The sequence below is a fragment of the Paractinoplanes rishiriensis genome, assembly GCF_016862375.1.
GTDB lineage: Bacteria > Actinomycetota > Actinomycetes > Mycobacteriales > Micromonosporaceae > Actinoplanes > Actinoplanes rishiriensis.
In genome coordinates, this window is the sequence record NZ_BOMV01000013.1 from 62,517 (window position 1) to 75,022 (window position 12,506).

General features: G+C 72.4%; 13 protein-coding genes. 4 read left to right on the plus strand and 9 right to left on the minus strand.

The features are described 5' to 3' along the window. The first annotated feature begins 59 nt into the window (after positions 1 to 59). From Ari01nite_RS09405 to Ari01nite_RS09420, 4 genes are all read left to right on the plus strand, one after another. On the plus strand, positions 60 to 416 hold the full coding sequence (locus Ari01nite_RS09405; protein WP_203780739.1) for a PadR family transcriptional regulator: 357 nt from the start codon (positions 60 to 62) through the stop codon (positions 414 to 416). Further along, the gene (locus Ari01nite_RS09410) at positions 413 to 1,378 is read left to right on the plus strand and encodes a permease prefix domain 1-containing protein (protein WP_203780740.1); all 966 of its coding nucleotides are present in this window, start codon (positions 413 to 415) and stop codon (positions 1,376 to 1,378) included. Before Ari01nite_RS09405 ends, Ari01nite_RS09410 begins: the two co-directional genes overlap by 4 nt. Before the next feature lie 175 nt (positions 1,379 to 1,553). Next, positions 1,554 to 2,297, plus strand: a complete 744-nt coding sequence (locus tag Ari01nite_RS09415) for a pectate lyase (protein WP_203780741.1) — start codon at positions 1,554 to 1,556, stop codon at positions 2,295 to 2,297. A gap of 728 nt (positions 2,298 to 3,025) precedes the next feature. Further along, positions 3,026 to 3,535 carry a GNAT family N-acetyltransferase gene (locus Ari01nite_RS09420; protein WP_203780742.1) on the plus strand — a complete coding sequence of 170 codons (510 nt, stop codon included), beginning with the start codon at positions 3,026 to 3,028 and terminating at the stop codon, positions 3,533 to 3,535. On the opposite strand, the gene Ari01nite_RS09425 is transcribed toward Ari01nite_RS09420, so the two are convergent. From Ari01nite_RS09425 to Ari01nite_RS09465, 9 genes are all read right to left on the minus strand, one after another. Next, positions 3,491 to 3,988, minus strand: coding sequence for a flavodoxin family protein (locus tag Ari01nite_RS09425; RefSeq protein WP_203780743.1), 498 nt, complete (start codon positions 3,986 to 3,988; stop codon positions 3,491 to 3,493). The genes Ari01nite_RS09420 and Ari01nite_RS09425 overlap by 45 nt on opposite strands. Positions 3,989 to 3,992: 4 nt before the next feature. Beyond that, entirely contained in the window at positions 3,993 to 4,955 is a 963-nt protein-coding gene (locus tag Ari01nite_RS09430) for an FAD-dependent oxidoreductase (RefSeq protein WP_203780744.1), read from the minus strand. 1 nt (position 4,956) lies between these two features. Further along, entirely contained in the window at positions 4,957 to 5,709 is a 753-nt protein-coding gene (locus tag Ari01nite_RS09435; RefSeq protein WP_203780745.1) for a hypothetical protein, read from the minus strand. Positions 5,710 to 5,781: 72 nt separating this feature from the next. Next, entirely contained in the window at positions 5,782 to 8,544 is a 2,763-nt protein-coding gene (locus tag Ari01nite_RS09440) for a fumarate reductase/succinate dehydrogenase flavoprotein subunit (protein WP_239162606.1), read from the minus strand. After that, positions 8,538 to 9,281: an ABC transporter ATP-binding protein gene (locus Ari01nite_RS09445; protein ID WP_203780746.1), complete on the minus strand. Its 744-nt coding sequence runs from the start codon at positions 9,279 to 9,281 to the stop codon at positions 8,538 to 8,540. The genes Ari01nite_RS09440 and Ari01nite_RS09445 overlap by 7 nt, the downstream gene beginning before the upstream one ends. After that, positions 9,278 to 10,123: an ABC transporter permease gene (locus Ari01nite_RS09450; protein WP_203780747.1), complete on the minus strand. Its 846-nt coding sequence runs from the start codon at positions 10,121 to 10,123 to the stop codon at positions 9,278 to 9,280. The genes Ari01nite_RS09445 and Ari01nite_RS09450 overlap by 4 nt, the downstream gene beginning before the upstream one ends. Next, positions 10,120 to 11,511: an ABC transporter substrate-binding protein gene (locus Ari01nite_RS09455; RefSeq protein ID WP_203780748.1), complete on the minus strand. Its 1,392-nt coding sequence runs from the start codon at positions 11,509 to 11,511 to the stop codon at positions 10,120 to 10,122. Before Ari01nite_RS09455 ends, Ari01nite_RS09450 begins: the two co-directional genes overlap by 4 nt. A 10-nt stretch (positions 11,512 to 11,521) precedes the next feature. Beyond that, positions 11,522 to 11,749: a 4Fe-4S dicluster domain-containing protein gene (locus Ari01nite_RS09460; RefSeq protein WP_203780749.1), complete on the minus strand. Its 228-nt coding sequence runs from the start codon at positions 11,747 to 11,749 to the stop codon at positions 11,522 to 11,524. Continuing rightward, positions 11,706 to 12,494 (minus strand): GntR family transcriptional regulator, encoded by a 789-nt coding sequence (locus tag Ari01nite_RS09465; protein WP_203780750.1) that lies wholly within the window; start codon positions 12,492 to 12,494, stop codon positions 11,706 to 11,708. Before Ari01nite_RS09465 ends, Ari01nite_RS09460 begins: the two co-directional genes overlap by 44 nt. Positions 12,495 to 12,506: the final 12 nt, after the last annotated feature.

A 12,506-nucleotide genomic window follows, 5' to 3' on the forward strand; every position in this document is an offset into this window, starting at 1 on the left:
ACCTCTAAGAATGTTGTAGTGGGTTGCAATGGTGTGTGAGACACACTATTGTGATGGGCATGACAATGGATGCGACGCTAGCCGGGCATCTGCAGGAGTTGCGCCGCGGCACGGTGGTCGTGGCCAGCCTCACCGTGCTGCGGACCCCCGGTTACGGCTATTCGCTGCTCGAGACGCTGAGCGCGGCGGGCTTTGAGGTTGAGGCCAACACGCTTTATCCGCTGCTGCGCCGGCTCGAGGCGCAGGGGCTGCTGACCAGCGAGTGGAACACCGACGAGCCCCGGCCGCGGAAGTTCTACCGGACCACTTCGCAGGGTGACGCGGTGGCGGGCGCCCTGCGCACCGAGTGGGCGCGGCTCGACCACGCCGTCAACGACCTCGACGAAACTGCTATCACCCCTGGGAGCGACAAATGACCAGCCTGGTCGACCGCTACGTCTACACCGCGCTGCGCCGGGTGCCGGAAGGGCAGCGCGCCGACATCGACCGCGAGCTTCGCGCCTCCATCGACGACGCCGTCGATGCGCGGGTCGAAGCCGGTGACACGCACGACGCCGCGGTGCAGGCCGCGCTGCGCGACCTCGGCGACCCGGACCGGCTGGCCGACAGCTACGCCGGGCGGGCGGGCTACCTGATCGGGCCGGAGCTCTACCCGGTGTGGCGGCGGCTGCTGCGGCTGCTGCTCACGATTGTGCTGCCGATCGTCGTCGGGGTGACCGTTTTCGTCCAGCTGTTGAACGACCCGGAGATCGGCGCGGTGATCGGCAGCGTGATCAGCGTGATCCTCAACGTGGGCGTGCACATGGCGTTCTGGACCACCCTGGTCTTCGTCGTCATCGAGCGCACCGGACACGGCCGCACCGAGTTGCGCACCACCTGGACCCCGGACGACCTGCCCCAGTACGAACCACGCCACATGTCCGTCACCGACCTGGCCGCCAACCTGGTCTGGCCTGTCCTGCTGATCGCGGCCCTGGTGCTCCAGCAGTTCACGTTCACCGCCGAGCCGGTGCTCAACCCGGCGAACTGGACCTTCTGGTGGCCGTTCCTGATCGTCATGGTCGCGCTCCGGGGTGCGTACTCCGTCTGGATCTACCGGTCCGGCCGGTCGCGCCTGACCGCCGTGGTCAACGCCGCGCTGGTGCTGCTCACCTCGGGTCCGATGGTGTGGCTGCTGGCGACCGACCGGTTCTTCAACCCGGAGTACACCGGCTTCGCCGAGATCGGCACCGGCGACGCCAAGAACTGGATCACCGTCACCGTGATCACGGTCATCGTCCTCACTTCACTGTGGGACATCGCTGACGGTGTGATCCGCGCCCGCCGCGGTCTGCCGGCACCGGTCCCCGGCACCGGAAACACCTACAACTTCGGCTGACCGACCCGGCGCCTCGGCACGGGAAAGGGCTTGCTCCAGCGAGAACTTTCCAAGCCGAGGCGCCGTTCGTTTGATCCATGCGCGTCGCTGGTCCGTGTCCTACCCCGTCGGCCCTCACCCCCAAGGGCCCCCGAGCGAAGGAGTTCCCCGCGTGGCACAGCGATCGCAGAGACGAATGACCCGGGTTCTGGTCGCCGGAGCGGTAGCGCTGGCCGCGGTGGCCGCCGTCACGACCACGCAGCTGGCATCCGCCATGGAGACCACGGTGGTCACCGCGACCATCGAGGTGACCGGCACGTTCGACGGCGAGGGCAACATCTTCGTGGGCGGCGGCGACCTGGGCGACGGCGGCCAGGACGAGGGCCAGGACGCCCTGTTCGAACTCGCCGACGGCGCGACCCTGGAAAACGTCACGCTGGGTGCACCGGCGGCCGACGGCGTCCACTGCCAGGGCAGCTGCACCCTCCGCAACGTCAACTGGCAGGATGTGGGCGAGGACGCGGCCACCTTCCGCGGCACCAACGCCACGGTCCTGATCGACGGTGGTTCCGCCGCCTCCGGCACCGACAAGGTGTTCCAGGACAACCGCGGCGCCGGCGGCTCGGTCACCATCCGCAACTTCGCGGTGAGCGACTTCGGCAAGCTCTACCGCTCGTGCGGCAACTGCTCCACCCAGGCTGCCCGCACGGCCACCTTGGAGAACATCACGGCCACCGGCCCGGGCGACGTCCTGGCCGGCGTGAACGCCAACCTCGGCGACCGCATCACCATCACCGGCGTCACGCTTTCCGGCGACGGTGCCGAGGACATCGGCATCTGCGACATCTTCGAGGGCAACGACACCGGCGACGAGCCCACCAAGATCGGCGACGAGCCGGACGGCGTGGCCTGCGTGGCCGACGGCGTCTCGGTCGGCTAGCTGTTTCGATGAGTCCTCCACCCAAGCTCCGGGTGGGGGACTCACGCTTTTCAGAGGTACGGGCGACGACCCGTCCCGGGGCACACGGCGACGTGGGTGGGTGGTGCGGCCCGAGCCGCCCGCTGCGGGCGGTGCTGCCGTCCCCAGCTCAACCCCCCAACACAACGCCCATCACGCCGGTCACGCCGGCCGACCGCCGACCGCCAGATCTTGTCGAATAGCCCTTCCGCCGGAGCCCGGCGTTGCGAGCCGGCGGCCCGCCGGTGACCTGCGGCGATCTTGGTGGTTTCGCCACCGGATTCGGTGGAGTGCGCGTCAAGGTCTCGAAGGATGCGGCAGCCCGCCTGGAACATTTCGTTTAAATGATGCTTTAACTGGACGTCGGTAGACCGTCGAGGCCAAATCTTGGCGATCTGCGGTCATCGCCGATCATCGCCGAACAGCAGATCGACAACAATCCGTCGCGGACTCGCGCTAGCGGGGGATGTTTGGGGCAAAGGGCTGAGCGAGCGCCGCACTGCCGGGCGGCACATCGCGACTCCACCACACCATGGAGAGCGAAATCGGTGGTGAAGCGTCAAGTTCGATGCAACGGGTGTCGGGCGAAGAGGGCCGGGCAGGCGGGGCGAGGCGGGCAGGCGAGGCGGGCAGGCGAGGCGGGCAGGCGAGGCGGGCAGGCGAGGCGGGCAGGCGGGGCGAGGCGGGCGGCAGCCGCCTAGCATTTCGGCGTGGATATTGCCCATGCACGTCCGGGGGACGTCGGCGCGGTGGCCCGGCTGGTCAACGAAGCGTATGCGGCCGGTGAGGAAGGGCTCTGGGTTGCCGGCACCGCGCGGACCGACGCTGCCGAGGTGGCCTTGCTCGTCGAGGCCGGCGAACTGCTCGTGGCCCGCGACGACAACCGGATCGCCGGCGTGGTGCGGGTGCGGCGGCTGCCCGGTGGCGAGGGCGAGTTCGGCATGCTGGCCACCGCGGGGCGGGACCGGGGCGCGGGGGTGGGTCGTGATCTGGTCGGGTACGCCGAAAAGTGGGCCCGGGACGCCGGGCTCGGCACCATGCAACTGGAACTGCTCGTGCCGCGGAGCTGGCGGCACCCGGTCAAGGAGTTTCTGCGGGGCTGGTACACCCGGCTCGGGTACCGGGTGGTTCGCACCGGGGACTTCGCCGGCGCGTACCCCTCTCTGGAACCTCGCCTAGCCACCCCGTGCGACTTTCTCGTGTTCCACAAAGCGCTTTAGTTGGAGCGCCCACGCGCGGGCGCGGTCGGTCTCGCCGGGGAGCAGCGGGCCCGCGACGCCGGTCACCCGGAACGCCTCGGGTGGGGCGATCAGGTGGCAGCCGAGTTTGCGCAGGCGGCGGTGGGCCCTCTGGGCGGCCGAGCCGGTGAACGGCTTGTCGATCCGGGTAGCGAAGGTGGCCGCGGGCAGGCCGGGCAGCAGAGGTGCGGCGTCCAGGAACTCGCGCAGGCCGATCTCGCGCCTGGTGCCGCCCTGACGGACCGCGTCCTGGCGGGTGGTGGGGCGGCTCAGGCCGAAGGCGTGGGTGGGCGCGCCGGCCACGAGCAGGTCGACACCGTCGAGTGGGGGCATCCGGGTCACGTCCGCCAGGGTGGCACCCAGGGCGTCGGCGATGGCGCGGGCGATGGTTGCGGTGTTGCCGAACTGGGATTCGTAGACGACGAGTGCTCTCATACCCTCACGGTGCGCCGGTCCGCGGGGGGCCGGCAGGGCCTGTCGGCCCGGTGCCGAGGGCCAGGTGGGTCACCGTGTCCGCGCATCCCCAGGCCAGCGTCATGCCGGCACCCCCATGGCCGTACGCGTGGACGAGCCGTCCGTCGCCGGCCGGGACGGCGCTCACCCGGGGGCCACCTCGTCGTGCGGGGCGAAGGCCCACCCGGCTGCCGAGCACCGGGGCGCCCGCCAGTTGCGGTACCAGGGCGACACAGCGCCGGACGATGGCGGCGGCCTCGTCCGGGTCGGGATTCGTGTCGGAGCGGCCCAGCTGGTAGGTGCCGCCGAGCACCACGTCGCGGGTGCGCGGATGCACGTAGGTGACGCCGTCCGGGTGGCCCTCGTCGCGCACCGACTCGTCCAGGCCGGGATTGGCGACCAGCACCACGTGGCCGCGCGCCGGCCGCACGTCCGGGTCGCCGCACAGCTCGCCGGCCGCCAGCCCGGTCGCGTTGACCACCACCGGGGCCTCGGCCTGCGCCTCGGCCAGGTCGGCGATGCGGTGCCGCTCGATCCGGCCGCCCAGCTCCCGCACGCGGCCGGCCAGCCAGGAGAGGTACGTGTCCATCTCGGCCAGCGGTGCGTCGAAGAAGACGTTCTCACCGCGCCGCACCACGTTGCCGGCGGCCGGCGCCCACCAGAGCGGCCCGCCGTCGTCGCGGACCACCATCCGGGTACGCCGCAGCAGCGTGCCCGGCACCCCCGCGTCGATCTGCCGGCGGAACTCGGCGTAGGTCGCGGTGGCCCAGTCCAGCACCCGCGGGTCGGGTTCGGCCCGGGTCGGGTACCAGACCGCCGCGGCCACCGCCGACACGGTGTCGGCGGCCTCGTGCGCGGTCCACACCCGCACGCGCGCGCCGGCCTCGAGGAGCCGGACCGCGGCGGTCAGCCCGATGACGCCGGCGCCCACCACGAGCACGTCGGCCATGTCAGCGCCAGGAGTCCAGCCGGGCCGCCGCCTTGCGTCCCAGGTGAACGGTGTCGTCCCGGTCGGCCGACCCGGATTCCCAGCCGGTGTTGGACACGAACGCGACGGCGTCCCCGACCCGGACCGCGGCCCAGTAGAAGTAGTGCCGCGACCCGTCCCCGACCGGTTCCCCGGTGTCGTCCCGGGCCGGACTGGACCGCTCGACGAGCAGCGACGCGTCCCCCGCTCCGATCGACTCGGTCAGGCTGTTCTTCTTCTCCCCACCCGGACAGTCCCGGACCGCCGCCGCGAGGTCGGTGAGGAACGCCTCGGCCCCGTCCCCCCGGAACACGATGACGTCCTGGTAGATCATCGCCTTGGGGGTGGAGTCCGGCGGCGAGTCCTTGCTCGTGAACGCCAGCGACTGGGTGGCACGCAATCCAACCCGCTCCCGCTGCTCGTAGTCCCGCCCGCAGAACTCCGGCAACTCATGGTCACCCGCACCGAGCCGCTGCGGCTTACCTTTGGCCTTGCCCGGCACGTCCGCCGCCAGCAGGAACGCCGACGCAGGGATGGACGCCGGAATCTCCCGGACACTGGCCGTCGGCGACGGCGCCGCGCTGCTCCCACTTACGGACGGCCCCGCGCTGACCGACGGCACCGACCCCATCGGCGCCGTGGTGACGCCGGTCTCGACCGGGCCGCTGCCGCACCCGGCCGCTAGCAGAGCGCCTGCCGTCGCCGCCGTCCATCGTTTCTTGATGATCGCCCCCATCGGACCTTCATACCGGGGTGGCGGGCTGTGCGCACGGCGCCGGGCTGTCCATATCCCGTCAGCCGCACAGGGTCAGCCCGACAGGGCCCGCCGCGCGTAGGCGCGGACGTCGGCGTCCGGGTCGTTGCCGGCGGCGGTCAGCGCCGCCGACACGTCGGCCCGGCCGGTCCAGCCGGACAGGGATTTCACCGCCGCTCGCCGCACGTCCAGGTTGGTGTCGCGGGCCGCGGTGAGCAGGGCCGGCACCGGCTCGACCGGGGCCAGGGCGGTCGTGCCGCCCGGTGCGGAGGCGGCGGGTTGCCGGGACCGGGAAACCTGTCGCCAGGCCGGGTCGGCCAGGGCGCCCAGCGCCTTCGCGGCGCCCTCGCGGACCTGCCAGGCCGGATCGCTGAGGGCGCTCAGCGCCAGCTCCGCGAGCGCGGGCGGGCAGCCGACCGCGGCCGCCGCCTGCAGGGCGGCGGCCCGCACCAGCACGTCCTCGTCGCCGGCCAGCCGGAGCAGAACCGCGGCACCGCGCGGGTCGGCCACCGTTCCCAGGCCGGCGGCGGCCGCCACCCGGACCTCGCGCGCCGGGTCGGCGGCGACCGCCGCCAGGCCGTCGATGTCGTCGCGGCGCACCAGGCCGCGCACCGCTTGCAGGCGGACCGCGAGGTCCTGGTCGCCCGCGGCCGTGCGGAAGTCGGCCGCGATGCCGAGGCCGGTCACCCGCAGCAGCTCGGCGACCAGCTGGCGGACGGCCGGGTCGTCGCTGCCGGCCGCGCCGCGCAAGCGGGTGGCCAGCGCGGCCGAGGTGGGCAGGACGTCGGCCAGTTCGCGTAGGCCGGAGGCGGCCGCGGCGCGGACCGTGTGGTGCGGGTCGGCCAGGGCGGAGACCAGGGCGTCGGCCGCGCCGGGCGGGGCCACCTCGGTGAGCGTGGCTACCGCGGTCCGGCGGACCTCGGCCTCGGGGTCGTCCAGGAACGGCGTGAAGGCGTCCAGCGCGGGCTCCTGCTCGGCCAGGGACAGGACCGCGACGATGCGGGCCGCGGCGGCGTCGTTGGCGGGGCCGGCGGCGCGTTCGGCCGTGTGCCGGCCGGCGGTGACGGTGAAGTGGCGGGGCTCGGCCACCGGGATCTCGCCGGTGCCGCCGGGCGGGCGGAAGTCGTCGACCGGGACCAGGTATTCGGCCACCGGGCGCTTCACGAACTCCATCTCACCGTCGGGGCGGCGGCGCAGGTTGAGGTGGTAGAGCCACTCGGCGTCGTCGCGGCCGGGGTGGTCGGCGCGGTCGTGGTAGAGGCCCCACCGGCTCTCGGTGCGCACCAGGGAGGCGCGGGCGGCCATCTCGGCGCAGTCGCGGATGAAGGTGACCTCGGCGCAGCGCATCAGCTCGTGCGGTGTCTGCCCGCCCATCTCCTCGATCTCGGTGGTCATCCGGCGGAACGTCTCGACGGCGATCTCCAGTTTGGCCGCGGACTTGGGCGGGGCCACGTAGTCGTTGACGAAGCGGCGCAGCTTGTATTCCACCTGGGGCTGCGGCGGGCCGCCGGGGTGGCGCAGCGGGCGGTAGATCAGCTCGTGCGCGGCGGCGATCTGGTCCTCGGGCAGCGGCGCGGCGGCCGGTCGTGACGGCAGGCCGGCGGCGTGCGTGCCGGCCAGGTCGCCGAAGACGAACGCGCCGATCATGTAGTTGTGCGGGACGCAGGCCAGGTCGCCGGCCGCGTACAGGCCGGGGACCGTGGTGGCGCCGTTCTCGTCGACCCAGACGCCGGACGCCGAGTGGCCGCCGCACAGGCCGATCTCGGAGATGTGCATCTCGACGTCGTGGGTGCGGTAGTCGTGCCCGCGGCCGGCGTGGAAGGTGCCGCGGGTGGGCCGTTCGGTGCTGTGCAGGATGCCCTCGAGCGCGCCGATCGTCTCCTCGGGCAGGTGGCTGAGCTTCAGATAGATGGGTCCGCGGTCGGAGTCGAGTTCGCGGGCCACCTCGGCCATCATCTGGCCGGACCAGTAGTCGCAGTCGACGAAGCGCTCGCCGCGGTTGTTGACCTGGTAGCCGCCGAACGGGTTGGCCACGTATGCGCAGGCCGGTCCGTTGTAGTCCTTGATCAGCGGGTTGATCTGGAAGCACTCGATGCCGGAGAGCTCGGCGCCGGCGTGGTAGGCCATCGCGTACCCGTCACCGGCGTTTGTCGGGTTTTCGTAGGTGCCGTAGAGATAACCGGACGCCGGCAGGCCCAGCCGGCCGCAGGCACCGGTCGCCAGGATCACCGCGCCGGCCGACACCGTGACCAGTTCGCCGCTGCGGGTGTCGAAGCCGACCGCGCCGACCGCGCGGCCCGCATCGGTGAGCACCCGGACCGGCATCACCCGGTTCTCGATCTGGATCAGGTCGCGCATCTCCCGGCGGCGCAGCACCCGGTAGAGCACCTTCTTGACGTCGCGGCCCTCCGGCATCGGCAGCACGTACCGGCCGGAGCGGTGCACCTGGCGCACGGCGTACTCGCCGTACTCGTCCTTCTCGAATTTGACCCCGTAGCGCTCGAGCCGTTGCACCATGGCGTGCCCGCGGGTGGCGGTCTGGTGGACGGTGCGCTGGTCGACGATGCCGTCGTTGGCGCGGGTGATCTCGCGTACGTAGTCCTCGGGGGTGGCCTTTCCGGGGATGACCGCGTTGTTCACGCCGTCCATGCCCATCGCGAGCGCGCCCGAGTGCCGGACGTGCGCCTTCTCCAGCAGCAGCACCCGGGCACCGTGCTCGGCGGCGGACAGGGCGGCCATGGTGCCGGCCGTGCCGCCGCCCACGACCAGGACGTCGCAGTCGAGCGCGCGGCGTTCGGTGACGGGCGGAATCAGCACGGTGAGCTCCCGAGGGCGGTGAGGATTTCGTCGCGGGCGGCACGCACCAGCGGGGTGCCGCGGGTGGCCCGGTCGCGCGGATGGGGCACGTCGACCAGCTTGCGGACGCCGCCGGCGGACAGCACCGCCACCCGGTCGCCCAGGAACAGGGCCTCGTCGACGTCGTGGGTCACGAAGACGACGGTGGCCGGGGTGTCCCGCAGCACGTCGACCAGCAGCCGCTGCATGGCGCCGCGGGTCTGCGCGTCGAGGGCGCCGAACGGCTCGTCCATCAGGATCGCGCGCGGTTCGCCGGCGAGCGTGCGGGCCAGTTGCACGCGCTGCCGCATGCCGCCGGACAGCTGGGCCGGCAGGCGCCGCTCGTGCCCGGCCAGACCGACCTGGGCGAGCCAGTGGTCGGCGCGCTCCCGGCGTTCCCCGCGCGGCACGCCCCGGATGGCCAGCGGCAGTTCCACGTTGCGCCGCACCGTGCGCCAGGGCAGCAGCGCGTCGTCCTGGAAGACCAGCGCGCGGTCGGGGGAGGGTCCGGTGAGTGCCGCGCCGTCGGCGCTGAGGGCGCCCGCGCCGCACGGCAACAAACCAGCGAGCGTACGCAGAAGCGTCGACTTGCCGCAGCCGGACGTGCCCACCACGACGAGCACCTCGCCGGCCCGCACCTGCAGGCTCAGGTCGCGGACCACCGGGTCGCCGCCGTGGCTGAGGCTGACCCGGTCGACGGTCAGCGTGAGGCCGCTCATCGCGCACCCCCGCGGCGGGCCGGCAGCCAGTGGTTGACCCGGCGGCCGAGCAGTTCCACGGCGCCCGCGGTGGCCCAGCCCAGCACCCCGATGGTGACCATGCCGACCAGCACGGCCGGATAGTCCACGATGGTGTACGCGTGCCAGGTGCGATACCCGACACCGAAGTCCCCGGAGATCATCTCGGCAGAGATCACGCAGATCCACGACACCCCCATGCCGACCGACAGGCCGCCGAACACCCCGGGCAGGGCGCCGGGCAGCACCACGCTGGCCAGCACCCGCAGCCGGCCGCCGCCCATGGTGCGCACCGCGTCCTCCCAGACCGTCGGCAGCGCCCGCACCGCGTGCCGGGTGCTCACCATGATCGGGAAGAACGCCGCGGTGAAGGTGATGAACACGATGCCCTGCTCGTTGCGCGGGAACAGCAGGATCGCGATCGGCACCAGCGCGATCGCCGGGATCGGCCGGATCACCTCGAACAGCGGCTGGAGCAGGTCGGACAGCAGCCAGGACCGGGCCACCGCGATGCCGGCCGCGACGCCGGCGACCGCGGCCAGGGTAAAGCCGGTGAGGATGCGCACCAGGCTCTGCGCGATGTCCAGGTAGTAGACCGGGTCGCCGAGCAGCCGCCCGAACTGGCCGGACACCTCGACCGGGGTGGGCAGCCGGTCGAAGCGCACCCACGCGGTCACGTCGGCGGCGGTGAGCCACTGCCAGAGCAGCAACGCCCCGATCAGCGACCCGGCCCGGATCGCCCACCGCCAGGCCCCGGCGGTGCGCGGCGCCGGGGCGGGCACGGCCGGTGCGCGCGGCTCGTCGAGGGTGGCCAGCGCGGTCATGACGCTTTCACCGCCTCGGCGTAGGAGATCTTCGCGCTGCCGCTGTGTGCCGCCACGTACTTCGCGGCCGCGGTGGCGGTGACGAACGGGAAGAACTGGACGCCGTCGCGCACCCAGTGGCTCTTGTCGGCGAACCAGCGAGTCCCGGTGACGGCGTCCGGCACGTACCCGGCCCGGATCTTCTTGCCGGTCGCCTCGATGGACTTGACCGCTTTGAGCAGGCAGGTGGGGTCGGCGGCGGGCTGGGTGCCGGTCGCGCCGAACACCCACAGCTCGCCGGCCGTCGCCGGGTCCTGCACCGGCTTGTTGCACACCGGGTCGGTGCCGGCGATCACGGCCTGGTTGGCCGTGGCCGACTCCAGTGCGGCGTACTCGGCGCCGACCGCCTCCTTGACCGGGGCGTCGTCGACGAACGCGGCCAGGTCGATGTTCTGCAGCACGCCGATCGAGGTCAGGAACGGCACGTCTGTCGCCAGCGCGGCGCGCAGCTGCGGCTTGAGGCTGAGGTCGAAGGTGGCGATGCCGTTGGCGCCGTTGTAGAGGTAGACCACCTCGGCGGGCAGCCCGGTGTTGGTGGCGACGATCTCGGCGGCGGCCAGCGGCTGCTGCCAGAGGAACTTCGTGGCGTCCAGCTGTGCCTGCAGAAACGCCTTCAGGACCTCGGGATTCTCCGTGGCGTACGCCTCACGGACCACGGTGCCGTGCAGGGTCGGCTGGCCCAGCTCGCCGCCGTCGTAGAGCACGGTGGCCTGCCCCTTGTGCACCAGCAGCCCCGGCCAGGCCACGAACTGGGACAGCGCGTCCACGTTCCCGGACTCCAGGGCCGACGCGCCGACCGGCGGCTGCTGGTTTTCGACCTTGACCTCGGCCTCCGGCACGCCCGCCTTGCGCAGTGCCTGCACGAGCAGGCCGTGCGCGGCCGAACCGGAGCTGGTCGAGACCACCTTGCCGCGCAGCTGGGCCAGCGTGGTGACCGGCGAGCCGGGCGCCACCACCACGGTGTTCAGGGCGCCGCGCAGGTTGTATCCGGTGACCGCGACCATCTTGGTGCGGGTCTGCTCGGACTGCTGGCCGCGGGCGCCGTTGATGAGCAGCGGGTAGTCGCCCATCGAGCCGATGTCGATCTTGCCGGCCATCATCTGCGCGGTGATCGGCGCGCCGGTGTCGTAGTCCTGCCACTTGACGGTGTACTTCTTACCGGTCGCCTCGAGCCGCTTCTCGAAGTAGGCCTGGGCGCGCAGCAGGGTGCCGGCGGTGACCGTGTTGATCGTCTTGGACTGGTAGCCGACCACCACGGTCTCGGCGTCGTCGGCAGCGGCCTGCCCGGCCACCGTGCATCCGGCGGTCGCGGTCAGCAGGGCGAGGGCGGCGGCGAGGCGAAGTCTCATCGGGTGGTCCTTACCTGATCAGGAACGGCATGTTGACGGTCACGGCGCCGGTGGGGCAGCGGGCCGCGCACGGCCCGCAGTACCAGCACTCGTCCACGTGCATGTAGGCCTTGCTGGTGTCCGGATCGATCGCCAGCGAGTCGAGCGGGCACATGTCGACGCACAGTGTGCACGCGTCGATGCATAGGCTCTCGTCAATGGTTACCGGCACGTCGATCCGCTGGTTGACCAGGGGCATGGTTCCTCCGCAGCTGGGTTCGGAAGGTCAGGCGGTCGCCGCGGAACCGGATCCACTCCAGGTCGACCGGGCGGCCGTCGGCCAGGTGGGTGAGCCGCTCGACCATGAGCAGCGCGGCCCGGTCGGCGACGTCGAGCAGGGCGGCCGAGTGCGGGTCGGCGTTGACCGCCTCGACGCTGATGTCGGCCGAGCCCAGGGGCTGGCCGGTGAGCTGCTCGATCAGCACGAAGATGTCGCGGTGGGCGAGGTCCTCGCCGAGCAGCGGGGCGCCGATGTCATGCGGCAGGTAGGTGAGGTCGAGCGACACCGCCACCCCGTCGAGGCGGCGGACCCGCTCCAGGTAGACCACCGGCTCGTCGCCGGGGATCCGCAGCCGCCGGGCGACCAGCGCGGGCGGGCGGATCACGGTGCTGGTCCGGACCTCGTTGGTGATCTCGCCGTGCTGGTGCAGGGTCTCGGCGAGGCCGGCCAGGTGGTGCAGGCCGTGCGCGTACTTCGCGGTGACCACCGTGGTGCCGACCCCGGGCAGCCGCTCCACCAGCCCCTCGGCGGCGAGCAGGCCGAGCGCGGCGCGCACGGTGTTGCGGGACACCTCGAACTCGGCGCAGAGCAGGCCCTCGCGGGGCAGGTGGCCGGCCGGGTACGCACCGGTGAGCACCTGATGGCGCAGGACGTCGGCAACCTGGCGGGCCCGGTCGGCCCGCCGCCGGCGCGCGTCGGCCAGCGCGGCCGGGTCCTTCGTCATGGCAGAAACCTA